We start from the raw sequence: 24992 nt of genomic DNA on the forward strand, positions 1-24992 counted from the left end.
AGAGGAGATTCTTCTAATAGATGTTTTTAGTTTATAGTCCTAAAGGTGTGTAGATAATTTTGTTTAAATATTACTGTTTAATCATGAGAATGATCCTTTTTTGCATGCCTCTACTAGTACAAAATAGTTAGATTTATCCTCCTTGCTTATCTATTCCAGAATTTTTACAAATTAATGACAATTTAAACTTCTTCAAAAATTATTATTTTATATTTAATAAATTGTTAATGAAATATATGGAAGTAATATTGTATGATGAAGTGGAAATAATCGTAATTTTTAGGGGGATCTCATCATGAGAAAGTCAATGAAATGGAAAATGCTTCTGGAGATTATGGGCATTGTGGTGTTCATTATAGCGGCATTTTCTATTTATGTTTATCAAGCTACATATAAAAGTGAAAAAAGCAATGGAGAAGCAATCGCCAACTCCATTGTCATGGGGTTGGAAGGAGCAATTCAATCTAGAGAAAAAGCAGAAGAAATTATGGAAAAAGAAATGATTGCCGAATCTGTAATGGCTTCTTATATCATTGACAAAGGTGCTACATATGAGGATTTAAAGGCCATTGCTGAGCGTGGTGGCCTCGACGAGATTTGGAGTACAGATGATAAAGGGAATACAACGGTGACATCAGTAGCTCCAACTGTTGATTTTAACTTTGGCGCTGATCCAAACGGACAAGCTGCCGAATATATGCAACTTTTAGATGGAAGAGCGAAAGAAATTGTCCAAAAAGCACAAATTCGCGATGTCGATGATCAATTTTTCAAATTTGTCGGGGTAGGTAGCTGGAATCCGGCAACTCCACAAATTGTACAGGTGGCTCGCCATGGACAGCAGCTACTAGATTTAGAAGCAAGTATCGGCAGTGAATCTTATATCGATCAACTGAACAACTATTTATCCTCAACCGTATTATTCGCCGCTATTGTAGATGAAAAAGGCCAAGCCATTGCCGCTACAGCAAAACAAAATTTTGCGAATATTGGTTTTGAGCCAGCCCAATTTTCAGCACAAAAGTCGACTGAATTTTCAGGACGCTACGATGGCACACGTGTCACGCAATATGTAAAGCCATTATCAAACGGTACATACTTAGCTATTATTGTATCCAATGCTATCCTCTCACAAATTTTGGTAGGCACAATTGTAGCTTCATTGATCGTTGTCTGTGTGATTTTCTTCACTACGGGCCTGTCTATTTCGAAACAAGTATCGCGTATTTTAAACGTGCGCAACTCCTTAGAGGAAATTAGTAAAGGAGAAGCAGATTTAACCAAGCGTATTCCAATCCATGCAAAAGATGAGATTGGCCAATTAGTGACATCATTTAATGGGATGATGGATAATTTCCAACAAATTATGTGTGAGATAAAGCAAGGGGCCAATCAAATAAAAGAAGCTACCTATACAATTCAAGAAAATGCTCATGAAACACTTGAATCAGCCGCAATTATCCAAGGAGAATCTAGTCAGGTAGCTCAGGCCTCCTTTGCACAACAGAATAATACGGCAGACAGTGCGCATTCAATGGAGGAATTGGCGCGTAGCATTCAATATATTTCGGAATCCATAGCAGAAATTTCTAGTATTTCACGTAATACCGAGGAAAACGCAGATAATGGATTACAAATTATGCAGTCCTTACAAAAGCAATTAGTGACTGTTCATGAGAAAACGAATTTTGCGGTGATTGGAACACAGGAGCTTGAAAAACTATCCACAATGATCGGGGAATTTACCAATGTGATTACGGGAATTTCTGATCAAACGAATTTACTGGCATTAAATGCATCTATTGAAGCGGCGCGTGCTGGTGAAGCGGGGAAAGGCTTTGCCGTTGTAGCTGAAGAAGTTCGGAAATTAGCTGAAGATTCTAAGAGTGCGGCGGATAGAATCACCCAGGTGGTGATGAATGTCCAAAAGGAAACAGCCAATATTGTAGCAACCATCCAAGCAACAGCAGATGTCTTACATGCAGGACGTGCAATCGTACAAGAAGCACAGCAATCGTTTGAAGGAATTCATAATGATGTACAGGTGTTAGCAACACAAGTGGATTTAGTATCAAGCTCCACTGAGGAAATTGCTGCTAGTACAGAGGAAGTAACAGCTACCATGGAAGATGTTTCGCTCTTGGCTAAGCAGACATCGCAAAGTGTTGATGCCGTTGCTCAAAAGGCTAAACATCAAGCGGAAAATATGGAGAGCATGACCGCATTTATCGACCAATTAAATACAACAGCGGCAAACCTCCAACTATCAGCAGGCAAATATAAAGTATAAAAGGAAAAATATAGTACGATAAATCACTAGATTCCCGTATAATTGAAAAAAGGGGTGTGGTTTAAATGAATCAACAAAAGATGCCGCCAGCATTATTACGATTAATCGTCATTTTTCCCAATGTGCTGAGCTATTTACTATTATTCGGTCTGATTATTTTTGTCATGACAAATTATGAAACATTAAAAGCAACAAATAATTTAACTGTGTGGATTATTTTTATTGTTGTATTAGCACCCGCTGCTGCCTACACGACTTTCAGCATCGTAAAGAAAATCCGAGCAGGGCATATGTAAGGATATTAACGACTTCCTATTCAACATTGTAGGAGGTCGTTTTACTTAAAGGAGAATAAAAAACATATAGAGAGAAAAACTATCGTAAACAGTGATGAAATGAAGAGGTGTGTATCATATGGATCCAACAAATTGTGATTTTTCACCAATGAAAGAAACTTTAAAAGATGAGCTTCTCGAAGTGATCATGTCCTTACAGCAGAGTGTGCAGGAAATGGATACAGATGCAAATTGTCTCCTTGGTAATTTTGAGAAAATTAAAGAGAAGTTTATGACAATTGAAATGAAAGCTGCAACGTTCTATTTAAATTGTTATCTTTCCCCGTTTACTGAAAAGTATCCAGAGCTATCACACAGTGTGCAAAATATGTCTTTGAGAAGGCATGGTGGTTTAATTGTTATTCAAAGACAGGATGCTTTAGAGAATTTAATTCAGCCTGGTATTCATATTGGTGCAGATTTAACCCATTCTTTATTAGAATCTATTTTCTTCCCTGGTAATCCACTTCACGATGGAGCGGTACTTGTCCATCAAAATCAAATTGAGTCAGCTGCCAATGTACTGCCATTGTCAGAGCGGTATACAGGGGAAAAGAAATTAGGAACAAGGCATCGTGCAGCGCTGGGATTGAGTGAGCAAAGTGATGCACTTGTAATGGTTGTATCAGAAGAAACGGGTAGAATTTCTTTTGCTCTTAAGGGCAATTTATATCCTGTTACAACACCTGGCATCATATAGGGGGTCTCCCTATGTTAAAAAAATATCTTGAATTCGAGATATTTTTCTTGCGGAAGTATCACTTGCGTGGTAAAGTGATAACTGAAGGGAGGGTGAAGTCATGAGAAATCATACACTAGGCACCTTAACGTGGATTCGGATGATGCGCTTTACAACGCAAAGTAATCAGTTATCGAATGAATTTTTAAAACGTTTCGACTTAACGACAGCACAATTTGATGTGTTAATCCAGATTAAAACATATGCCCCGATTACACAGTCTCAATTAGCAGAAAAAGTAACTGTAACACAAGGTGGCATGTCTCGCATGCTTGCCCGACTAGAAAAAGAGGGACTAATCGAGCGTAAACAAAATTGGAAGACGAAAACCATCTCATTGACATCAAAAGGGGAGCAAATGATTGATGCAGCAACACCTAGTCAACTTCACTTCCAGTCTTCGTTTTTTGAAGAAGTATTATCAGCTGAAGAAATTAAATCTTTATATATTGCAATGACAAAGCTTGAAAAACATAGCCGAGAAAAAAAATTGCCGCCCGTGTAATTTTTTTTGTGAAATCACTTGCTTAGTCAAGTGAAAATAATGAGGAGGAACAATTATGATGAACAAATTAAGCGGACACCATCATATATCAATGCTAACGAAAAATGGTAAACAGAATAATCACTTTTACACAACTATTTTAGGGTTACGACGTGTGAAAAAAACGGTGAATCAAGACTCACCTTCCATGTATCACTTATTTTATGGAGACTTAACAGGCGCAGCAGGTACAGAATTAACATTTTTTGAAATGCCTGTTGCAGGACGTACAGTGCGAGGGACGAATGCTATTACGCGCATTGGCTTACTTGTACCTAGCTCCGAAAGCCTACTATATTGGAAAGAACGCTTTCAGCAGCTAGAGGTAGAACATAGCGAAATCACTACTTATGCAGGCAAAGAGGCTTTATTTTTTGAAGATCATGAAGGTTTACGGATGGTATTGTTAAACCACCAAGGACAAGAAACCCCTGCTCAATGGCAACCATGGGATGGAAATGATATACCGCAGGAACATCGTATTTTAGGCATGGGAACTATTGAAATCACTGTGCGATATTTATCAAGAACGGTCAATTTATTACAAGATTTATTTCACTATACAGTTATTGCAGAAAAGGACAAAGAAACGGTCCTACAATCAATAGAAGGGGAAGTGCTTGGCGAGATTGTTGTCAAAGAATTAGAAGGACCAAGCGAGAAACCTGGTAAAGGCAGTATTCACCATCTTGCGTTACGTGTTGCAACCGTTGAAGAATTACAGCAATGGGATACCAAAATTAAGGAGCTTGGATTGGATAGTACTGGTGTGGTTGATCGTTATTATTTCCAAAGTCTATATTTTAGAGATCGTAACGGTATTTTATTTGAAATGGCGACAGATGGGCCAGGGTTTACGGTAGATTCAGCAGTCGAAGAACTTGGCAAAGAGTTAGACCTCCCGCCATTTTTAGAAGAGAGACGTTCAGAAATTGAAGCTATTTTAGAACCGCTAGAATAAGGAGAGATAACACATGATGGAAAAATATCGTATTGATCAAGCACAAGGACTCGAATTCGGACTTTACTCTTTAGGTGATCATATCCCTAATCCACTAACAGGCGAGCGTATTTCTGCTCAACAACGACTAAAAGAGCTAGTCGAGGCAAGTCAATTAGCAGAGCAAGCTGGAATTGATGTATTTGGCATAGGTGAAAGTCATCAGTCTTATTTTACAACACAGGCACATACGGTCGTGTTAGGTGCTATCGCACAAGCAACTTCGACTATTAAATTGTCTAGCTCCGCAACCGTATTAAGTGTTTCAGACCCTGTACGAGTATATGAGGATTTTGCCACAATTGATTTATTATCAAATGGTCGTGCAGAAATAGTAGCGGGACGTGGTTCACGTGTAGGTGCCTATCACTTATTAGGTGTTGATTTACAAGATTATGAAGAAATCTTTGAGGAAAAACTAGAGCTTCTTATGAAAATCAATGACGAGGAGCTTGTGACTTGGGAAGGGCAATTTAGAGCACCTCTCCACCATGCACAAATTTTACCGCAGCCAAAAAACGGCTCGTTGCCAATATGGCGTGCGGTGGGTGGACCACCTACCAGTGCCATTAAAGCAGGTTATATGGGCATTCCGATGATGCTTACAACATTAGGTGGACCTGCTATCAACTTTAAACCATCAGTGGATGCCTATCGCGAAGCGGCAGAGCGCAAAGGCTTTGACCCAAATGAATTACCTATTGCTACAACAAGCTTGTTTTATGTAGCAGACACAACAAAAGAGGCATTACAGGGCATGTATCCACATTTAAACGGTGGATTCCAAGCGATTCGTGGTGGGGGCTATCCAAAGCAACAATTTGCACAAGCGCCTGATACACGTGATGCTTTAATGGTGGGCAGTAAAGAGCAAATTATTGAAAAACTACTTTATCAATACGAACTATATGGCATGCAACGCTTTATGGCACAAATCGATTTTGGTGGCGTACCGTTCGAAAAATTGATGAAAAATATTGAAATCATTGGTAATGATATAATTCCAGCGATAAAAAAACACACAGCAAAATAAGGAGTGGCTCATTATGAAAATTGTCGCACTTGCGGGTTCTATTGTCGGCTCAAAGACAAGAACAGCTACACAAAAGTTAGTCGAGATGTTACAAGAAAAATACCCACAGCATGAAGTAACATTACTAGATCTTGCTGACTATCAGCTAGTTTTTAGTGATGGACGTAATTACTTTGAATATGAAGGCGATACAAAATATGTGACGGAAACCATTATGGCTGCAGATGCGATCGTTATTGGGACGCCAACATTCCAAGCATCTATACCAGCTACATTAAAAAACATCTTTGACCTTTTACCTGTCAATGCCTTCCGCGATAAAGTCGTCAGTGTTATTGTTACAGCGGGTACATCCAAGCATTATTTAATGGTGGAACAGCAACTAAAGCCGATCCTTGCTTATATGAAAGCGCACATCGTACCGACCTATGTATTTATAGAAGAAAAGGATTTTTTACGTAAAGAAATTGTCAATGATGATGTCCTTTTTCGTTTAGAACGGTTAGCAGAGGATACCGTGATGGTTACAGAGGCTTTTGCAGAAATTCGAGCCAAAAAAGATGCTGAATATGATTTTTAAAGATTAATAGAAGAAACGCTGTGAAGTAGTCTGACACAGCGTTTCTTTTTGTGTCAAGGCTAGCTATAAGTTCGTGACAATCATGATAAAAATAAAACCCAAATCACTTTGAGTTTTTAATAAAGGTGGTTAAGGGTAAATAGAGGATAGAACTGGTTCTTCTGTAGCTAACAAAGCCGTATACTTTCCATATGGAGAAATGGATATAGAAACTTCTAGTAGTTCCCAACGTTTTAAAATTAAAGAGTGTGTGTAGGAAACTTGAGATTTGAATATTGTTAGGGGCGATATAGAATCCCTACTAAAGTAATTAGATAGTGTAGTATACTTCAATGCAAATGATGGGAGAGATGGAAATGGAAAACGATTGGGATAAAGCTATAGGTTCTCTTTCTAAAATAAACGTTTTTTCAAATCCAAATAACGAGCCTGTTACCATAAGTGGTGAAGCTGATGATTTGAAATGTATAGGTGTTGGGACAGATGCGGCTGTTTTTCAAGCTCTTTCCGCCCCAGCGTATGCATTTAAACTATATGCCAAAGACAAAGTGCACAAAGTAAAAGTTGAAGCAAATGTGTATCAAATACTTGGAGATTCACCTTTCTTTTCAACATGCTTTGCTTCACATGAAGAATACCTTGTTTTAAGTTACGAAGAAGGAAAAACGCTTTTTGATTGCATTCTACAAGGTATTCACATTCCAAAACAGGTTATAAATGAAGTAGAGGATGCAAGAGAATATGTTCGGAAGAAGGGCCTTAACCCTCGTGATATTCATTTGAAAAATATTTTGCTACAGAATGGAAGGGCAAAAATAATTGATGTCTCTGAGTACACACTACAGGGTAATGATCATCGATGGGAGCATTTAAAAAAAGGATATGAGCAATACTATCATTTAATTGATGGAAATTCTGTGCCGTTTTGGTTAGTAGAAACAATACGAAAGTGGTATAACCAACGTGGAAAGAATACTTCATACGAAGAGTTTACAAAAAATATTTTAAAGTTTCTATTAAAAAATAATTGAACTTACGGGAGCTCTTTTACGAGATGCTTTAATAGAAATAAAGAAAACAGACAACAAGATTTCATTGACTGTTTTAAAAACTACTTATTCGCTTATAATAGTGGGTTTATCGAATGAGACAATATCAATAATATGGTCTAAACAAACAATCTGATAATGGAATAGCTCCTTGTAGGAATAGATATCGAGAGCTATAGTTCCTTTACTTATAAAATCTAAATAAGTTGATTTTGTAAAAAGACGTACTGAGTTACCCAAGAAATCATCTTCTTGATTGACAAAATGAAATGATTCGTCAAAAACAGTATAGGCTACATATGAATCGAATTCTATATGTATGGCCGGTAATGTCTTATCAATTTCAATAGGATAGACATCATTTATAGTATATTCCTCAAAACTTATATCCTCGCTTTCGGCGCTGACGGAAGCTCTAGAAATAGAAACTCTCAAAGAGTTTGTCCCTGGCTCTACTATATTATCTAAAAACAAATAACCTTTCCATTGCATTAAATCTTCATAGTTCATACAAATCACCCTTCCATATTATCACTTGAGATTATGGTCATTTTATAGTTAGAATTTCAAAATGTCAATTTTGAGATTGGTTGAATTAGAATAAAAATTTATTGTTTATCAATAAAAAATAATTGACTTAGAATATATTTTGGATTTATGATTGTTACAGCGAGTTGTAGAAAGCTGCAGTGTAGGAATTAAACATAAAAATATTTAGGAGAGAAGAAAAAGTTATGAAAAAATATATTTTTGCATTAATGCCAATCATATTAGGCGTACTTAGTTTTTTAATCTTTATGGTGAAAGGGAGTAATGTAGCACCTGATGGTACATTAGAAGAACCATTCTTTCTTATTCCAATAGGATTTTTATTGTTAGTTATTGGATTTATATGTGTAGTAGGGGTGGCGTTAAAATCGGTTATTAAAAAGACACAATACGTTAAATAAGAGATAAAACAACCAGGTCATACATAAGAGACTTGGTTGTTTTTAATATTTACTTAATAAAAGCACTACATTTGTGTGGGAGTTTTGTTTACACGATGTATGGAGTAGACTGATGATTTGATTGAACAACATAAATAGCTATTTTAGTTGACTGCAAAATTGTACTTGAAGGTTTTGCATGATAAGTTTGTAACTACCTTTTTTCAAGGCAGTCATCTTCGTTTAATGGTTGTACATTAATTTCATAAGAAAAACTTATGTTGATTGAGCTGAAAGATTAATAGTATTTTATGATAATCATTTTGCTTAACGCTACAGTTTTCATGAAGTTTATGGAATTGTGGTATGATTATTTTTAGAGAGTAGGGGGGGCAATAAACATGGTATTTTCTCTTTTTAAAAAAAAGAAGGAACCACAGCAGCTAAAAAATAGAGTGGAGTTTTGTATCACTAATTTAGCACTTGGTGCGGCAGATGCGTATGATGTATTAGTAGAACGAGAAGATATTGAGATAGAGGAATCTGGTTGTACATCCCATTGTGAAATCTGTGAGCAAGGTATTTTTGCGATAGTAAATGGGGAAGTTGTGACAGCAGATGACGCGGAGACATTGGTACAGGCTATTGATGTAGAATTAAAACAAAATCCACTTTTCTAATGAAAAAACAGCTTGCTGGAGCACAAGCTGTTTTTTGATGGAAATGTAATTACCAACCACGAACGTATTGTACGGGAGGCTGCACGTCTTCTCCTAGCTCTTTAGCTGCATGTAGTGCCCAGTAAGGGTCTCGTAATAAAACACGCGCTAAGAATATTAAATCTGCACGATTATTTTGGAGTATCTCTTCGGCTTGAATGGCTGTGGTAATAAGACCAACTGCACCAGTAGGAATATCAGCCCCATGCTTAATCGCTTCTGCATGTGGTACCTGATAGCCTGGAAAGACATTGATGGCTGCTGGTACAACGCCCCCTGTTGACACATCAACTAAATCAACACCTTGAGATTTCATCCAGCGGCTAAAAACAATAAAGTCATCCATTGTTGTACCATCTTCCGCATAATCTTCCGCAGAGACACGTACCAATAAAGGACCATCCCATACACTGCGAACAGCATCGATGACTTGACGTAGAATGCGATATCGATTTTCCTGTGAGCCCCCATATTGATCTTGACGTTTATTCGTAGCAGGTGATAAAAACTCGCTAATTAAATAGCCATGTGCGCCATGAATTTCTAGTACATCAAAGCCAGCCTTTGCGGCACGAATAGCTGCTTGTTTAAATGCCTCGATGACATAGTGAATGTCCTCTTCTGTCATTTCTGTTGGTGTTTTATAGTCTGAACTAAAGGCAATAGCTGATGGAGCAAAAATTTCGCCATCTACTGTTGCTTTGCGACCAGCATGTGCAAGCTGGATGCCTGTTTTAGCGCCGTACGCTTTCATCCCCTCAACTAATTGACTTAATCCTTCAATATGTGCATCATCCCAAATCCCTAAATCCTTATTTGAGATACGACCTTCTGGCACAACACCAGTAGCTTCTAAAATGATTAAGCCTACTTGACCAGCTGCACGTGTTGCATAATGGACGAAATGAAAGGGTGTTACCATGCCATCGTCTTGTGCTGAGTACATGCACATAGGTGCCATCACAACACGGTTTTTTAAGGTGATAGATTGCAATGTATAGGGTTCGAATAATTTACTCAAAATAAAGCCTCCTAATTCCTAGTGATACACTCTATTTTGCACATAATGCTACCCATTTGCAAGTGAACGAGATCGTGCCTCCGCTTCTTTAATGCAGGCTTCGATGGCTTCATTAAATTGATATTGCTCTAATGCCTGTATCCCTGCCTCCGTCGTGCCACCAGGACTCGTCACCTTTTTGCGTAAGACATCTGGTTCATCTAATGACTGCTTGAGCATCTCAGCTGTCCCCGCAAGTGTTTGAGTCATTAGCAAGCGCACCGTATCTTTCGATAAGCCTACCTTCGTCCCTACTCGTTCAAAAGCTTCCATTAAATAATAGATATAGGCAGGGCCGCTACCTGAAAGGGCTGTGACTGCATGTAACTGATCTTCATCGACTTCAATAACGGAGCCAACAGCCTCTAATAACTGGAGGAATAGGATACGCTGGTCTGCAGATACCTCGTTATTGAATGCAATGCCACTTGCTGACATGCCGATTGTAGCGGAAGTATTCGGCATCACCCTTGCTACTGGGCGACTCCCTAAAAATTCTGTAATTGTATCAATCGCAATGCCTGCTAAAATAGATAGTACAGCAGTGTGTGCCGTAAGTTTAGGCTTTAAATCACACATAGCAGCAATAGCATCTTTCGGCTTCATCGCTAAGATAATCAGATCTGCCTGTTGAAAAATCGCAGGATCAAACACACAATGGACACCATATGTTTCATGTAGGAAATGTAAGCGTTCCTTGTCTGAGCGATTGGTGACGTAAATTTCCTGTGGTGTGAACACCTTTTGTTTAATCCAGCCTTGCATCAATGCTTCCGCCATTGAGCCTGCACCGATAAATAAAATTTTTTTCATGAACAAAACCTCCAGTTCAAAATAAAAAAGCGCTCTCGTCCTTATCTAGAAGGACGAAAACGCTCTCGTTTCCGCGGTACCACCTTTGTTTGCCAATTGTTGGCACAACTCTTAGCCCTCTTATCGCAAGGGAAACGGTTATGTTTGCATAACTGCTCAGAAGTAGGTTCGGTAATGGGAGCGGGTGATGTTACTCTCAGCAAATGTAACACTCTCTAACACCTTCACCAGATACGTACTCGTCTTCTTCAACGCACATAAATAATTAGATTATTCAAAATTATAGTGAGGAATAGGCAACCTGTCAACAGGAGGATGACGAAAACAGAAAAAACTTGTAAAATAGAATGAATCAGTATTCACAAGTGCGTGAAAAGGGGGAGACAACTTTGTCTATATACAAAATAGAAATACCAACACCCTATGCAGTAGGAGATGTCAATGCATTTATTGTAAAAGGCGATGCACTTAGCATTTTTGATGTTGGCCCAAAAACAATGGAAGCCTATGATGCTTTAAAATGGGGGATTCGAGCAGCAGGCTTTGACATGCAAGATATTGAACAGGTTGTGTTAACCCATCATCATCCAGATCATGCGGGATGGGTCGATGCTTTTCCATATGCAGAAATTTTAGGGCATGCCTATAATGACAAATGGCTTCGTCATGATGAAGACTTTTTACGCTATCATGAACAATTTTACAGTGAACGTTTATTGGAGCATGGGGTACCACAAGAATATATTGCAAAAAGTGTCCATGTTCGTCGTGAATTGGAGCTTGTAGGGGAACGACCATTAACGCAAATTTTGGCAGATGGAGATGAAGTTCCTGGGCATCCAGGATTAAAGGCAATCGAAACATTAGGTCACGCACAAAGTCACTTTATTTTTTGGGATGAAAAAACTCATCATGTGATTGGTGGAGATTTATTGCTTGAAAAAATAACACCCAATCCATTAATAGAGCCACCATTGGATCGTACTGTAGGACGTACAAAATCTTTACTACAATATAATGCATCCCTTGAAATTCTACGTCAATTACCTGTCAAAATGATGCATACAGGGCATGGAGCAGAGCTAGAGGATATTCCGTTGTTAATTGATAAACGATTAGAGCGACAGCACCAACAATCAATGAAGGTTTTTGAATTATTAGGCGATGATCAATTAACAGTTGTCCAAGTAACAAAACGCTTGTATCCGGCTATCTTCCAGCATCAGCTTGGTTTAACTTTATCTAAAACACTTGGTCATTTAGATTACCTAGAGGCCAATGAGTATATTACGTCAACAAAGACAGAAGCAGGTATCTTTTTATTTCAAAGGAAGTAGGTTTATACATGAAACATCCTAACAAAACAATCTTTGTGACAGGAGCTACAAGTGGGGTTGGCTTAAAAATAACTGAATTACTAGTAGCTCAAGGGCATATCGTTTATGCCACAGGTCGCAATGCCGTTGCACTAAAGGTGCTAGAGCGTTTAGGTGCTCAAGTGATCCAAGCGGATTTAACCAATCTACATACACTTGATGATGTTTGTGCGCAGCTACCACCGATTGATGTAGCGATTCTTTCAGCAGGTGTAGGGAAGTTTGCTGTAGCCCCTGCTTTACAGGATGAGGATATTGCGCAAATGATCGAATTAAATGTTAGCGTACCCATTTATCTTGCCAAACGATTAGCCTCTAAGATGATAGAGCGCAAACAGGGCCATTTAATATTCATTGGTTCTCAGGCTGGGAAGGTGGCCACACCAAAAGCGAGTGTCTATGCTGCGACGAAACATGCTATTGTCGGTTTTACCAATGGATTGCGTATGGAATTAGCTCCTTACAATGTAAAAGTGACAGCCATCCATCCTGGTCCCATTGATACACCATTTTTAGATAAAGCCAATGATACAAGTGGCTACCGAGAATCCTTAGGGCGCTTTTTATTGTCAGCGGAGGAAGTAGCTCAAGAGACAGTGAAAACGATTGATCGTCCTGTTCGTGAGATTAATCTACCTAGAATTATGGGATTGTCGAGTAAATTGTATGCATTAGCCCCTGCAACCATTGAATGGCTAGGCAAATCATTTTTCCATAAGAAATAACAACATTTGAAACTGTAAACATGCTTCACGTGCATGTCTACGGTTTTTTCATATTTACATATAATTGTAGCTATAGTAGTAAAAAGGAAGAGTTGAAAAGGAGACATAGATGTATACAATTGGTCAAGTTGCAAAATTTTTAGGAGTTTCTAGAGATACCTTAAAATTTTATGAAGAAAAGGGATTAGTAAAGCCCCAGCAAAATAGTGAAAATGGGTATAGAACATACAATCATTTTGATATATACGATATCACAACAATCAATTTTTATAGAGAAATTGATTTTGAAATCAAAAAGATTCAGGAATTGAGAAAAGGCAAGAGTATAGAGGGCATCCAATCATTGTTAGTAGAAAAAGAACAAGTAATGTTAGAGGAAATAGCTTATAAAAAGCTACAATTAAAAAAGCTCCAGCTTGTAAAAGAGGATTGTCAAAAAATTAGCCAATATCTAGGCACGTATACTATAAAGGAAATGAAACCATTAGAAATAATGGGCGTAATAGATCATTATACAGCCTATGATGAATATGATTCGTTAAAAGAAAATGCAGACAGTATAAAGAAAGCGGTAATTCTTACTTCTTTAAGAAGAGTTATTAGATTCGATGATAGCGGAATGCTCGAAAATAAATTTATGGTTGTCAGGAAAGTAGAAAATAGCGATCATCCAATTAAAGGTGAAGTTTTAGCGCATCCCAAATGTCTTTATACAGTTATTGAAGATGGGCGCTGGTCAACAGGTGGCAAAAATACAGACAATAAAGTAGAGGCTAGTATAAGAAAAGTAGCTAAGGAAAATGGCTATGAGCTTTTAGGGCTTGTTTATATCAACTTATTGCTTACCACTTATGAAGAAGGGCTTGAACGTATTTTTTTAGAAATGTATGTACCGATAAAATAATGGCAAAATGGGTTTGACCTGTGAGCAACCCCTAGGTTTATGCTGAAGATATTCAGATGAAATGGGGGATCTACTTGCGTAGAAAAAAGAAATTAAAAAAACCAGTAGCAAGCTTTATTATTTTAACCAATATTATTTTTTGGCCACTTTTCTGTGTTGTAGGAGCCGTCAAGCTATTAGGCTATCCTACTTGGCTATTTGATACCGTACGCTGTCTATCGGCTTGGTCATCCACCTTTGCCTTTGCGTTACTATTTCCAAGAATCTATCCTGGGCAACGTTTTATCCACTTTGTCAAACAAAAATTCAAAAACAAATTGTCACTTTCAGTAATTGTTTTAATCGTGATGATACAAACAGCTATCTTTATCATGATTTTGTTTCATATCATGAATAATTATGAAGAAACCTCTATTTTTACGCTGTCTTCATGGGGCATGCTCAGTTTTTATTTTGTTAAAACGCTTTTGTCAGGACCACTGGGTGAGGAGTTAGGATGGAGGGGCTTTGCACTGCTGGAGCTGCAAAAGAAGTATTCGCCATTAATAGCTTCAATTATCATAGGCTTTTGGTGGGGAATGTGGCATTTACCGATATGGCTTACAACAGGGTTTATGGGAATGGATTTGATCAAATATAGCTTCTTCTTTATGTTAACGATTATAGCTACGACCATCATCATGACAGTATTTTATACGATCAATCAGAATTTAATCATTCCTATTATTATTCATCAGCTCTTTAATTTTTTTATCGGCTCCATTAATGGAAACCTAATTGATTTAATTATGTATAATGCTATTTTATATTCGGCGGCGGCCGTTCTACTGATTTTGATTAATCCTAAAAAAGTCTTGTATAAGATACAATCAGCCGAGTAACTAGAAAGAATCCAGTTTGTATCATGGATTCTTTTTTTTCGTCCGTTGCTAAATTTATATAGTATACATTTATATATATAGTAAAAAAACGTTTTTTCGAGTGAATTGCCATGGATTTCTTGTCAACCTTATACARGGAACGACTTACTTTTGACAATAAAAATAAAAGTCTATGAATTTATAAAAATACACTTGTATTTATTTTTATAACATGATACTATTCGTGTATAAACTTTTAAATGAATGTATAAACATACATATCGATAGAGCAATGGAGGCGCATTTTTAATGGCAAATAAAAAAGTGGTATTAGCTTATTCGGGTGGACTTGATACTTCGGTAGCAATTCCATGGTTAAAAGAACAAGGTTGGGACGTAATTGCAGTATGTCTTGACGTTGGCGAAGGGAAAGATCTTGAATTCGTAAAAAATAAAGCTCTTCAAGTAGGAGCGATTGAATCTTATATGGTAGATGCGAAAGACGAATTTGCTGAAGGGTATGCATTAATTTCTTTACAAGCACATACTTGGTATGAGCAAAAGTATCCATTAGTATCAGCACTTTCCCGTCCACTTATCTCGAAAAAACTAGTAGAGATTGCTAATCAAGTAGGCGCAGATGCTGTTGCGCATGGTTGCACAGGTAAAGGGAATGACCAAGTTCGTTTTGAAGTATCGATTAAAGCATTAAATCCAGATTTAGAGGTATTAGCACCAGTACGTGAGTGGGGCTGGAGCCGTGATGAGGAAATCGAATATGCAATGAAGCATAATGTACCGATTCCTGCAACATTGGATTCACCATTCTCAATCGACCAAAACCTATGGGGCCGTGCGAATGAAGCTGGCATTATGGAAGACCCATGGGTGTCACCACCAGAAGAAGCTTATGGCTTAACTGTTTCTGTTGAAAATGCACCGAATGAAGCAGAGTATGTGGAAATCGAGTTTGTAGCTGGTAAACCAGTAGCATTAAATGGAAAAGAAATGAAGCTTGCTGATTTAATTCAAGAATTAAATGCAGTAGCAGGTGCTCATGGTGTAGGACGTATCGATCACGTTGAAAATCGTTTAGTTGGTATTAAATCTCGTGAGGTTTATGAAATTCCAGGTGCAAAAGTGCTGTTAACAGCGCATAAAGAGCTTGAGGACTTAACGCTTGTAAAAGAATTAGCACACTTCAAGCCAGTAATCGAGAAAAAACTATCCGAATTAATTTACGACGGTCTATGGTTCTCACCATTACGTGATGCTCTGGAAGCATTCCTTGCGCAAACACAACAATATGTGAATGGTACAGTACGTGTGAAACTATTTAAAGGACATGCGATTGTAGAAGGACGTAAATCACCAAATTCATTATACAGTGAAAAGCTAGCAACATWCTCGAAGGAAGATCAATTCAATCATGCTTCCGCTGTAGGCTTTATCGAGTTATGGGGGCTACCAACTGTAGTGAACTCATCTGTGAATAMAAAGTAATGTTRAACAWSCAAGGTGKKGTGAGGCAYTYGTSCTTTWAMYACACCTTTTGATAAGTAATCGAGGAAAAGGTGAGCTGACATGACAAAACTTTGGKGTGGACGTTTCCAAAAATCAGCAGAAGCATGGGTAGACGAATTTGGCGCATCCATTGGCTTTGACCAGCAACTTGTGCTAGAGGACCTTGAAGGTAGTGTTGCACATGTCACAATGCTTGGTGCTACAGGAATTTTACCAGCAGCTGATGTAGAGGCCATACTAGGTGGTCTTGCCCAATTAAAAGATAAGGCAATCGCAGGTGAGCTTGAATTTAGCGTTGCCAATGAAGATATACACTTAAATTTAGAAAAAATGTTAATTGATTTAATAGGTCCTGTCGGTGGCAAACTACATACAGGACGTAGCCGAAATGACCAAGTAGCAACGGATATGCATCTTTTCTTGAAAAAGCGTGTGCAGGAAGCAATWGATTTAATTGTGACGTTCCAACAAACACTATTAGACAAAGCACAAGAGCATATTGAAACGATTGCACCAGGTTATACGCATCTACAACGTGCACAGCCAATCTCCTTTGCACACCATTTAATGGCTTATTTTTGGATGCTAGAGCGTGATAAACAACGTTTTACAGAATCCATAAAACGTATTGATATTTTACCTTTAGGTGCTGGGGCAATGGCAGGGACAACTTTCCCGATTGACCGTTTAAAATCAGCAGAGTTATTAGGGTTTAGCGAGGTTTACGCAAACTCCATGGATGCTGTAAGTGATCGTGATTTTATCGTTGAATTTTTAAGTCATTCCTCCTTACTTATGGCGCATTTATCACGCTTTGCTGAGGAAATTATTATCTGGTCTACAGATGAATTTAAATTTATCGAACTGGATGATGCCTTCTCAACAGGTTCTTCGATTATGCCACAAAAGAAAAACCCAGATATGGCAGAGCTTATTCGTGGTAAAACAGGGCGTGTTTATGGGAATCTAATGGGCTTATTAACGGTGTTAAAAGGCACACCATTAACATATAACAAAGATATGCAGGAGGACAAAGAGGGGATGTTTGACACTGTTCATACGATTCTTGGTTCACTTAAAATCTTTGAAGGTATGGTTAGTACAATGACTGTCAACACGGAACGCTTACATCAGGCTGTTCACGCTGATTTTTCAAATGCAACGGAGCTAGCAGATTATCTTGCTACAAAGGGGATGCCATTCCGTGAGGCACATGAGGTGACTGGTAAGCTTGTCTTTACATGTATTCAAAAGGGCATTTATTTATTAGACTTGCCATTGGAAGAAATGCAGCAAGAAAGTACGTTAATTGAAGCGGATATTTATGATGTACTAGCGCCAGAAGCTGCTGTTCGTCGCCGCCATTCCTTAGGTGGTACTGGCTTTGAACAAGTAAAAATCCAAATTGAAAAAGCGAAAGCCTGTCTTGTAGCCATTTAATTTTTGCGTGCATGTCCTTGTGACTTTTTGCATAGATATTCATTAAAGCTGTCCTGTGAGGCACTATGAAAACCTTTATCCTTTTTCACTGAGCCAGAGGGTGACGTGAAGAAGAGAACCTTACATATGTGAAGGACAATCCCCAATTCTGGAGACGCGGAATTGGGGTTTTTGTATAAGTAAATGTAGGAGGGATGAAGAAATGAATGAACGTTTTACAAAGGGGCTCGAAACAATTAAACAATATGTGACAGAAGAAGAAGCAGCACGGATGATTGAATCCGATGCATTAGCCGATATAGCACCCGATTTACGCAAAATGATTATTGAATTTGCTTACGGTGATGTCTATGCACGGCCTGGGCTGGATGCAAAGAGTCGAGCACTCGTCGTGATAACAGCGGTAGTTACACAAGGTGCTGCACCACAAACCAAAACGCATATTCAGCGTGGATTACATGCAGGCTTGACACAGACAGAAGTGGTCGAGGCACTTTTACAATTAGCACCCTACATCGGTTTTCCAAGAGTGCAAAATGCTTTAACGATAGCCCAACAACTCTTTGCAGAGAAAAGCTAAAGCATGTATAAAAAATAGAAGAAGGCTCATAATAAGAGAGGAACCACTTATTAATCTAATCTGATGRGGAGGATGCAGAATGAGTAGTAATAGTCAAACACCCAAAGACCAAGAATCTCAGGAAAGTCCGCCACAACTGTTGAAGGTTGAAGCTTCTAAATCTTAAGCCTAAAGGTGAAACAGAACATTCTGTTTTGCTATAGATTAAGAAGAAGTGTAAACCATATCAGTTAAAAATCAAATAGAAGCAATAAGTGTCCATGGATCCAGAATTATTCTGGGTCCTTTTTGTTTCTTATTTGGGGTCTAAAGTACTCAAGATCCGCTCTAAATGAAGTTCAAAGCGCTCCTAAGGAAGGAGAACCCGCTCTAAATGAAGATTAAAGCGCTCCTAAGGAAGGGCTCCCGCTCTTATTGTGAAAAAACCTCTACTCAACACCATAAAAAATTCCTTCATTTGACATTAAAGAAAATCTGTATTACTCYATGCATAACAGATTTCTGTTTGGTTATAAGCARTAYARATWRKAKGGTTATTATSSAAATACWATTAGATCCWAACAKTGAATTNNAGYTWTATAAAYAATTGGCCAWTCAAATAWTAGAATGCATTGCGCAAGGTGAGCTGAAAAATGGTGATACTTTACCGTCTGTACGTTCGATGGCTACAGATCTAGGCATCAATGTTAGCACGGTCAGTAAAAGTTATCATGAGCTTGAAGAGAAGGGTTTAATTGAATTGAAGCCGAAAGCAAAAGCGGTCATTATTGGTGGTCAAAAGAGAGCGCTGGAAGAAACGGAGGTTGAAAAAGTCGAAAATGCCTTGAAGCCTATCATGGCGGAGGCTTTTGCGCGTGGCCTCGAGAAAGAGCAAATGACAAGTTTGTTCCAGCGAATTTTAAAACAATGGAAGTAGGGGTAGTATGCTTATAATTGTAGGCATCTTTATCATTGTCGGAATTATGGAAATGATGACACCACATTTAACAAGAAAAACACTTGTTTTTGGTGTTTCCATACCCGAACCATATGTCAAACATCCACAATTAAAGCTGTGGAAGAAGCATTATAGCCAAATCATCGCAGGGATTGCTGGCTTATTCTTAGTAGGTCAAATCGCTCTCTATCTTTCACCTATACAAGAGGAGAAGGTATCTTTAATTTCCTTTATCCTTTTGTATGTCATGCTCCTTTTATCATCAGGTCTTTACATGAGTTATCATGCTAAAACGAAAAAATTAAAGGTGCAGGAGCAGTGGGAGGCACAAATAAAAACAGTATATGTGACAGATTTGTCTATCCGCCAGAAAGAGGAAACATTATCACCTATATTTTTTAGTGTACCCATTATCATCACACTTGCATTAATCGCTTTTACGTACATGAACTATGAKTTAATCCCTAAGGTTTTCGCAACTCATTGGAATGGGGCAGGAGAGGTCGATGGTTGGACTCAAAAATCGCGGCTCTCAGTCATCAGTATGCCACTTATATTATTGGCAATACAAATTTGTTTTTTCATGATGAGTMAAGGCATGAAAAGTGCCAAAATTCAATTAAGTGCACAGGCCAAAGAAGCATCCATTCATCGGGAGTTAACTCAGCGTAAATACGGAAGCTGGTACCTGGCAGCCATTAATTTTAGTATGACAATTCTATTTGTTGTTTTACACTATACAACTGTTATTTTACAAGACCAAACGGCTCCCTACTTCTTCCCACTTTTTCTTGTCTTTAATGTCGTTACGTTGGGTGGTTTACTAGTGTTCATTTGGAAGCTCAGTAAAAGTAATGAACGTTTTGATGAGGTACATACAAATGAAACAGCTGCCACAGATGATCAATACTGGAAATGGGGTATTTTTTATTGCAATAAAAATGATCCATCCTTATTAGTGCCTAAAAAGTTCGGGATTGGTTGGACTGTAAATTTCGCGAACAAATGGTGTTACATCTTAATAGCGATTACGTTACTGCCAATTTTATTGGTGATTTTCATATAGAAAGGAAGATTAGATGAAAAAATGGTTATTGATTTGCTGTACAATTTTACTTTTAGCTGCCTGTGGGCAAAAAGAGGTCACTGCACAACATCAAGGATCAAAGGGGACAAATGCAATGAATGAACAGTTTATTGGAAAATGGGAAGGAACTATTGAAACGCCAAATGGACCATTACCGATTATTATCGATTTAAAGAAGGAAAGTGGTACATTATCCGTGCCAGCACAGGGCTTATCTAATTTTCCATTTCAAAGTGTGACGTATACAGGTGATAAAGTAAAAGTGTCCATAAATTTAAACGGCTCTGCTATTGCCATTAATGGCACAATCAAAAATGAACAAATAGAGGCTACATTTCAACAAAATGGTGGGAAATTTCCTTTAATACTAAAGGCTTATAAAGAGCAACCTGTTACCTATGACACATTAAAAATTCCCGTTCAAAACGGTAACTTAACGGTAGCTGTACAAAAGGCTTCTCCATCTCCATCACCAGTGGCACTGATAATAGCAGGATCGGGGCCAACTGATAAAGATGGTAATTCCGCTTTGGCTGGAAAAAATAATAGCTTGAAAATGTTGGCCGAAGGTTTAGCACAACAGGGCATTGCGACGGTGCGTTATGATAAGCGAGGACTTGGTGACAATCAAGCGCTCTTAACAAAGGAAGAGGAAGGAACGTTTGACCAATACGTTGATGATGCTGTACAAATTATCCAAACATTGATGGCTGATAAAGCCTACACAAGTGTCCATGTGATTGGTCATAGCGAAGGCTCACTCATTGGTTTGCTCGCGGCTCAAAAGACAGGCGTAGCATCCTTTGTCTCCATTGCCGGTGCAGGTAGATCGTTAGATGAAGTGCTTTTAGAGCAATTAAAAGGTCAATTAGCACCAAAGCTTTTTAATGAATCCACGAATATTTTGACAGCTTTAAAGCAAGGGGAGCAAGTGAAAAATATTTCGCCAGAGCTACAGGCCCTTTTCCGTCCATCTGTACAGCCTTTCCTGATTTCCTTGCTAAAATATCAACCTGCTAATGAGCTTGCAAAAGTAAAAAGCCGTGTATTGCTAGTACAAGGAACAACGGATTTACAAGTGAAGGAAGCCGATGCTGAGGCATTGAAGAAAGGCAAACAAGACTCAAAATTACTTTATCTAGCGGGTATGAATCACGTATTGAAAAAGGCACCGGCAGATCGCGCCAAAAACTTAGCAACCTATGCAGACCCTTCGCTGCCACTGCATGAAGAATTACTACCAGCAATTGAGCAATTTATTAAAAATGAAAAGTAGGATGATTAACCTTGGGAGTACTTGTCTATTTAATAATCATGCTGCCGTTTCTCATCTTCGCCATTGTTCTATCGCAAGGTAAAGGAGCTTTTCTACTTGAAGGCTTTCATACGATGGCACAGGAAGATAAAGAACAATATGATGAAAAGGCACTGGCAAGATTTATGGGAAWAATGWTGTATGGCTACTGTTTTTKTGTCCTTTTATGGAKAMTAAACGAATTTTKCMATACASAATGGTTATTTCATGTAGGTCTTGTACWTTTTGWCKCCMTTACGATATTWTWTTTGWTCTATGCGAACACAGGTAATCGTTTCAAAAAATAGCATGTAAGAGAAAGTAGAACCATTTTATAATGGTTCTATTTTTTTGTAAGCGCTTTATGAGAATTCTTTAAAATCTAAATATTTGGAAAACCGTAATTTTAGTGTCACGAATATGCTCGTTCATGCGCTGTTTTTCTTCTTTTCTGTAAAAATAGAATTTTAAGAATAATTAGTATTATTATAGATGACATTAAAAAATTACTAAGTTAGGAGAATTCTTTGATATGTCGCAAATGTTAGCACTGACGATAGTACTTGCTATTCTTTACATCGGAGATATCGTAGCAACAAGAACGAAGGCGTGGATTCCATCTGTGTTCGTCTGTGCGGTATTATTTTTAATTGGCTATTGGACATTCTTCCCGAAAGATATTGTTAGTATTGCCGGGATTGGTCCAGTCGTTGCCACGATGTTAATGTATTTATTAATTACGAATATGGGTACACTTCTGTCCCTTAAGGAATTGAAAAACCAGTGGAAAGCCATCGTTATTTCTTTAGCTGGTATTGTAGGCATCATCGCCATATTATTTACAATTGGTGCCTTGCTATTTGATTTAAAAACGATGATTGTTGCAGTTCCACCATTAGTCGGTGGTGTTGTGGCAGCGCTAGTAATGTCAGAAGGCGCTTCTGCAGCTGGCTTAGAGGATTTAGCCGTCTTTGCCATTGTAATTTATGTCATTCAAGGTTTTGCAGGATATCCCATCACGTCCATTGTATTGAAGCGTGAAGCAARACGTTTATTAAAAGAACATCAGCAAGGGAATATACAATCGGTAACACAGGTAGAGGAAGATGTTGAACAGGCATCTGAGCAACCAAAATTATTTAGGAAAATTCCTACCAAGTACAATACAGAATACTTTAAATTTTTCCGTTTAGCGCTTGTTGGATTATTAGCGTATGGTACATCTACAGCATTAGCACCTGTTGTGACAGTCAATGCGTTAGTGCTATGCCTAGTGTTTGGTGTCCTTGCATCGACATTTGGTTTTTTAGAAAGACAACCATTGCAAAAAGCAAATGGCTTCGGTTTTGCCATTATGGGGTTAATGCTCTTTATATTTGATGGCTTAAAACAGGCTTCCCCTGAAATGCTGATGCGTATTATTGTGCCATTAGTAGTGTCTATTGTCTTAGCAGTCATTGGTATGTATATTTTCTCTTTCATCGCAGGAAAAGTTTTAAAGGTCAGCCCGAATTTAGCGTTTGCTGTATCCTTAACAGCGCTCTATGGGTTCCCAGCAGATTATATTTTAACGAATGAAGTAGTGAAATCGTCCACAGCCGATCAAAAAGAACGAGAAATGCTGTTAAGTCATATGTTACCACCGATGCTTGTGGGAGGTTTCATTAGTGTAACGATAACATCTGTGATTTTAGCGGGTATTTTTGTCAATTGGCTATAAAGAAGGAGAGAGTCAGCATGAATAAAATGAAAGAAATTATTGCGGAATTAAATAGTGAGCTTGTGGCAATTCGTCAAAAATTGCACAGTGAGCCAGAGCTTTCTTGGGAAGAATATGAAACAACGAATTATGTAGCAGCATATTTAGAGAACCTTGGTATTCCGTATAGACGAACAGAGCCAACAGGCATTATTGCGGAGTTAAAAGGGGGCAAGGAAGGAAAAACCGTTGCCTTACGTGCAGATATGGATGCATTATCAGTTTATGAAATACGAGAAGATATTCCGTATCGCTCTAAAACGGATGGTAAGATGCATGCCTGTGGTCATGATGCGCATACAGCCATGTTGCTGATTGCAGCTAAGACATTACATACGGTACAAGAAGAAATTGAGGGAACAGTTCGTTTTATTTTCCAGCCAGCGGAAGAAGTAGCTACAGGCGCAAAAGCGATGGTAGAGCAAGGAGCAATGAAAGGTGTAGCTAACGTCTTTGGTATTCATATTTGGTCACAAATTGACACAGGGAAAATTCAGTGTAATAAAGGTCCTGCCTTTGCCTCTGCTGATATTTTCAAAGTGCGCTTTAAAGGGCAGGGCGGTCATGCCGCAGTCCCACATGATGCCATTGATGCCGTGATGATTGCTTCAACGTTTGCTTTGAATGTCCAAACAGTTGTGGCACGTACAGTCAATCCACTTCAACCTGCCGTTCTTACAATTGGAAAAATGGAGGTTGGCACACGCTTTAATGTAATTGCAGAAGATGCCATTTTAGAAGGGACTGTGCGTTGTTTTGATAAAGAGGTTCGTTCACATATCGAAACGCAAATTCGTCATTATGCTGACCAGATTGCCTCACTTTATGGTGGCACAGCRGAGGTCGTTTAWGAATATGGTACACAAGCCGTCAACAATGATGTGGCGAGTGCCAGCTTAGTCGAGCGCCTTGCAGCTGAACATTTTGGCGCGGATGCTTATCATATTGATGATCCGACAATGGGTGGAGAAGACTTTAGCTTTTACTTAGATGAAGTACCTGGCTGTTTTGCTCTAGTAGGCTCAGGCAATACAGAAAAGGATACACGCTGGGCACATCATAACGGCCATTTTAATATCGATGAAGATGGTTTGCGCGTTGGAGCCGAATTATATGTACAATATGCATTAACTTGGTTAAGCGAAAACTAATAAAGTGAAGTAACTAAGCTTCTTATGAAATTAGTATAAATTCACCTTAGCGGGTCATAATAAAGAAGATTTCACTTATGAAATCTATAATGATGAGGAGGATGAAAAATGAGTAGGTTCGAACAACTAGACCCCAAATCTCAAAAAATCCACCGCAACTGGTCAAGGATTAAGCGATCAAAATCGCAAGTAAATGGTGAAACGGAGATTACTCTCCATAACCGTCTCTTGCGAAGTGAAGCAAAGGCCCGTCAGTTTTAATCA

26 protein-coding genes and 1 pseudogene are annotated in these 24992 nt (G+C 38.3%); 24 read left to right on the forward strand and 3 right to left on the reverse strand.

Going from position 1 to position 24992, the window contains the following annotated elements:
• Positions 1–295 precede the first annotated feature (295 nt).
• From ACHZEU_RS23380 to ACHZEU_RS23415, 8 genes are all read left to right on the forward strand, one after another.
• Complete coding sequence (locus tag ACHZEU_RS23380) at positions 296–2290, forward strand: HAMP domain-containing methyl-accepting chemotaxis protein (protein ID WP_279495394.1); 1995 nt, start codon at positions 296–298, stop codon at positions 2288–2290.
• 65 nt (positions 2291–2355) lie between these two features.
• Complete coding sequence (locus ACHZEU_RS23385) at positions 2356–2586, forward strand: hypothetical protein (RefSeq protein ID WP_009370265.1); 231 nt, start codon at positions 2356–2358, stop codon at positions 2584–2586.
• 118 nt (positions 2587–2704) lie between these two features.
• Positions 2705–3325, forward strand: a complete 621-nt coding sequence (gene cdaS / locus ACHZEU_RS23390; RefSeq protein WP_054549207.1) for a sporulation-specific diadenylate cyclase CdaS — start codon at positions 2705–2707, stop codon at positions 3323–3325.
• Between the two features lie 100 nt (positions 3326–3425).
• The gene (locus ACHZEU_RS23395) at positions 3426–3869 is read left to right on the forward strand and encodes a MarR family winged helix-turn-helix transcriptional regulator (RefSeq protein ID WP_048392361.1); all 444 of its coding nucleotides are present in this window, start codon (positions 3426–3428) and stop codon (positions 3867–3869) included.
• A gap of 58 nt (positions 3870–3927) precedes the next feature.
• Positions 3928–4869: a ring-cleaving dioxygenase gene (locus ACHZEU_RS23400; RefSeq protein WP_103119093.1), complete on the forward strand. Its 942-nt coding sequence runs from the start codon at positions 3928–3930 to the stop codon at positions 4867–4869.
• Between the two features lie 16 nt (positions 4870–4885).
• On the forward strand, positions 4886–5941 hold the full coding sequence (locus tag ACHZEU_RS23405) for an LLM class flavin-dependent oxidoreductase (RefSeq protein WP_279496357.1): 1056 nt from the start codon (positions 4886–4888) through the stop codon (positions 5939–5941).
• A 13-nt stretch (positions 5942–5954) separates the two neighbouring features.
• Entirely contained in the window at positions 5955–6521 is a 567-nt protein-coding gene (locus tag ACHZEU_RS23410) for an NADPH-dependent FMN reductase (RefSeq protein WP_269898231.1), read from the forward strand.
• Positions 6522–6877: 356 nt separating this feature from the next.
• On the forward strand, positions 6878–7552 hold the full coding sequence (locus ACHZEU_RS23415; protein WP_115673351.1) for a serine/threonine protein kinase: 675 nt from the start codon (positions 6878–6880) through the stop codon (positions 7550–7552).
• Positions 7553–7636: 84 nt separating this feature from the next.
• Here ACHZEU_RS23415 and ACHZEU_RS23420 read toward each other — a convergent pair whose 3' ends face one another.
• Entirely contained in the window at positions 7637–8080 is a 444-nt protein-coding gene (locus ACHZEU_RS23420; protein ID WP_279495391.1) for a hypothetical protein, read from the reverse strand.
• Positions 8081–8304: 224 nt separating this feature from the next.
• Between ACHZEU_RS23420 and ACHZEU_RS23425 the strand changes: the two genes are divergently transcribed.
• Complete coding sequence (locus tag ACHZEU_RS23425) at positions 8305–8520, forward strand: DUF3955 domain-containing protein (protein WP_048392365.1); 216 nt, start codon at positions 8305–8307, stop codon at positions 8518–8520.
• A 380-nt stretch (positions 8521–8900) separates the two neighbouring features.
• Positions 8901–9179: a DUF1450 domain-containing protein gene (locus ACHZEU_RS23430; protein ID WP_279495389.1), complete on the forward strand. Its 279-nt coding sequence runs from the start codon at positions 8901–8903 to the stop codon at positions 9177–9179.
• 49 nt (positions 9180–9228) lie between these two features.
• Here ACHZEU_RS23430 and namA read toward each other — a convergent pair whose 3' ends face one another.
• Both namA and proC read right to left on the reverse strand, forming a co-directional pair.
• Entirely contained in the window at positions 9229–10239 is a 1011-nt protein-coding gene (gene namA, locus ACHZEU_RS23435) for an NADPH dehydrogenase NamA (protein ID WP_048392367.1), read from the reverse strand.
• Between the two features lie 48 nt (positions 10240–10287).
• Positions 10288–11091 carry a pyrroline-5-carboxylate reductase gene (gene proC / locus ACHZEU_RS23440; RefSeq protein ID WP_004231357.1) on the reverse strand — a complete coding sequence of 268 codons (804 nt, stop codon included), beginning with the start codon at positions 11089–11091 and terminating at the stop codon, positions 10288–10290.
• Between the two features lie 347 nt (positions 11092–11438).
• Here proC and ACHZEU_RS23445 point away from each other — a divergent pair, with 347 nt between their 5' ends.
• From ACHZEU_RS23445 to ACHZEU_RS23510, 14 genes and pseudogenes are all read left to right on the forward strand, one after another.
• Positions 11439–12428 carry an MBL fold metallo-hydrolase gene (locus ACHZEU_RS23445; RefSeq protein WP_279495387.1) on the forward strand — a complete coding sequence of 330 codons (990 nt, stop codon included), beginning with the start codon at positions 11439–11441 and terminating at the stop codon, positions 12426–12428.
• Between the two features lie 8 nt (positions 12429–12436).
• Complete coding sequence (locus ACHZEU_RS23450) at positions 12437–13192, forward strand: SDR family oxidoreductase (protein ID WP_048392368.1); 756 nt, start codon at positions 12437–12439, stop codon at positions 13190–13192.
• Between the two features lie 109 nt (positions 13193–13301).
• A complete protein-coding gene (locus ACHZEU_RS23455) occupies positions 13302–14096 on the forward strand; it encodes a MerR family transcriptional regulator (RefSeq protein ID WP_004231362.1) in 795 nt (264 codons plus the stop codon).
• A gap of 74 nt (positions 14097–14170) precedes the next feature.
• Positions 14171–14977, forward strand: coding sequence for a CPBP family intramembrane glutamic endopeptidase (locus tag ACHZEU_RS23460; RefSeq protein ID WP_054549213.1), 807 nt, complete (start codon positions 14171–14173; stop codon positions 14975–14977).
• Positions 14978–15265: 288 nt separating this feature from the next.
• Positions 15266–16459, forward strand: coding sequence for an argininosuccinate synthase (locus tag ACHZEU_RS23465; RefSeq protein ID WP_404803823.1), 1194 nt, complete (start codon positions 15266–15268; stop codon positions 16457–16459).
• An 81-nt stretch (positions 16460–16540) separates the two neighbouring features.
• Entirely contained in the window at positions 16541–17920 is a 1380-nt protein-coding gene (argH, locus tag ACHZEU_RS23470) for an argininosuccinate lyase (RefSeq protein ID WP_404803824.1), read from the forward strand.
• A 202-nt stretch (positions 17921–18122) separates the two neighbouring features.
• Complete coding sequence (locus tag ACHZEU_RS23475) at positions 18123–18500, forward strand: carboxymuconolactone decarboxylase family protein (RefSeq protein ID WP_048392371.1); 378 nt, start codon at positions 18123–18125, stop codon at positions 18498–18500.
• Between the two features lie 373 nt (positions 18501–18873).
• On the forward strand, positions 18874–19416 hold the full coding sequence (locus ACHZEU_RS23480) for a GntR family transcriptional regulator (protein WP_404803825.1): 543 nt from the start codon (positions 18874–18876) through the stop codon (positions 19414–19416).
• Positions 19417–19423: 7 nt separating this feature from the next.
• The gene (locus ACHZEU_RS23485) at positions 19424–20503 is read left to right on the forward strand and encodes a DUF1648 domain-containing protein (RefSeq protein WP_404803826.1); all 1080 of its coding nucleotides are present in this window, start codon (positions 19424–19426) and stop codon (positions 20501–20503) included.
• Positions 20504–20516: 13 nt separating this feature from the next.
• Positions 20517–21800 carry an alpha/beta hydrolase gene (locus tag ACHZEU_RS23490; protein ID WP_048392373.1) on the forward strand — a complete coding sequence of 428 codons (1284 nt, stop codon included), beginning with the start codon at positions 20517–20519 and terminating at the stop codon, positions 21798–21800.
• A 38-nt stretch (positions 21801–21838) separates the two neighbouring features.
• Positions 21839–22126, forward strand: a pseudogene (locus tag ACHZEU_RS23495) (DUF3784 domain-containing protein).
• 224 nt (positions 22127–22350) lie between these two features.
• The gene (locus tag ACHZEU_RS23500; protein WP_404803827.1) at positions 22351–23538 is read left to right on the forward strand and encodes a hypothetical protein; all 1188 of its coding nucleotides are present in this window, start codon (positions 22351–22353) and stop codon (positions 23536–23538) included.
• A gap of 17 nt (positions 23539–23555) precedes the next feature.
• Entirely contained in the window at positions 23556–24728 is a 1173-nt protein-coding gene (locus ACHZEU_RS23505; RefSeq protein WP_404803828.1) for an amidohydrolase, read from the forward strand.
• A gap of 108 nt (positions 24729–24836) precedes the next feature.
• Positions 24837–24989 carry a YpzG family protein gene (locus tag ACHZEU_RS23510; RefSeq protein ID WP_004231380.1) on the forward strand — a complete coding sequence of 51 codons (153 nt, stop codon included), beginning with the start codon at positions 24837–24839 and terminating at the stop codon, positions 24987–24989.
• Positions 24990–24992 lie beyond the last annotated feature (3 nt).

This window comes from Lysinibacillus sp. S1 (assembly GCF_044986265.1).
GTDB lineage: Bacteria > Bacillota > Bacilli > Bacillales_A > Planococcaceae > Lysinibacillus > Lysinibacillus capsici.

Excerpts from the sequence above, each read along its gene's own strand:
- ACHZEU_RS23380 (WP_279495394.1), top strand. The coding sequence starts at position 296 with ATGAGAAAGTCAATGAAATGGAAAATGCTTCTGGAGATTATGGGCATT.
- ACHZEU_RS23385 (WP_009370265.1), top strand. The coding sequence starts at position 2,356 with ATGAATCAACAAAAGATGCCGCCAGCATTATTACGATTAATCGTCATT.
- cdaS (WP_054549207.1), top strand. The coding sequence starts at position 2,705 with ATGGATCCAACAAATTGTGATTTTTCACCAATGAAAGAAACTTTAAAA.
- ACHZEU_RS23395 (WP_048392361.1), top strand. The coding sequence starts at position 3,426 with ATGAGAAATCATACACTAGGCACCTTAACGTGGATTCGGATGATGCGC.
- ACHZEU_RS23400 (WP_103119093.1), top strand. The coding sequence starts at position 3,928 with ATGAACAAATTAAGCGGACACCATCATATATCAATGCTAACGAAAAAT.
- ACHZEU_RS23405 (WP_279496357.1), top strand. The coding sequence starts at position 4,886 with ATGGAAAAATATCGTATTGATCAAGCACAAGGACTCGAATTCGGACTT.
- ACHZEU_RS23410 (WP_269898231.1), top strand. The coding sequence starts at position 5,955 with ATGAAAATTGTCGCACTTGCGGGTTCTATTGTCGGCTCAAAGACAAGA.
- ACHZEU_RS23415 (WP_115673351.1), top strand. The coding sequence starts at position 6,878 with ATGGAAAACGATTGGGATAAAGCTATAGGTTCTCTTTCTAAAATAAAC.
- ACHZEU_RS23420 (WP_279495391.1), bottom strand. The coding sequence starts at position 8,080 with ATGAACTATGAAGATTTAATGCAATGGAAAGGTTATTTGTTTTTAGAT.
- ACHZEU_RS23425 (WP_048392365.1), top strand. The coding sequence starts at position 8,305 with ATGAAAAAATATATTTTTGCATTAATGCCAATCATATTAGGCGTACTT.
- ACHZEU_RS23430 (WP_279495389.1), top strand. The coding sequence starts at position 8,901 with ATGGTATTTTCTCTTTTTAAAAAAAAGAAGGAACCACAGCAGCTAAAA.
- proC (WP_004231357.1), bottom strand. The coding sequence starts at position 11,091 with ATGAAAAAAATTTTATTTATCGGTGCAGGCTCAATGGCGGAAGCATTG.
- ACHZEU_RS23445 (WP_279495387.1), top strand. The coding sequence starts at position 11,439 with ATGAATCAGTATTCACAAGTGCGTGAAAAGGGGGAGACAACTTTGTCT.
- ACHZEU_RS23450 (WP_048392368.1), top strand. The coding sequence starts at position 12,437 with ATGAAACATCCTAACAAAACAATCTTTGTGACAGGAGCTACAAGTGGG.
- ACHZEU_RS23455 (WP_004231362.1), top strand. The coding sequence starts at position 13,302 with ATGTATACAATTGGTCAAGTTGCAAAATTTTTAGGAGTTTCTAGAGAT.
- ACHZEU_RS23475 (WP_048392371.1), top strand. The coding sequence starts at position 18,123 with ATGAATGAACGTTTTACAAAGGGGCTCGAAACAATTAAACAATATGTG.
- ACHZEU_RS23490 (WP_048392373.1), top strand. The coding sequence starts at position 20,517 with ATGAAAAAATGGTTATTGATTTGCTGTACAATTTTACTTTTAGCTGCC.
- ACHZEU_RS23510 (WP_004231380.1), top strand. The coding sequence starts at position 24,837 with ATGAGTAGGTTCGAACAACTAGACCCCAAATCTCAAAAAATCCACCGC.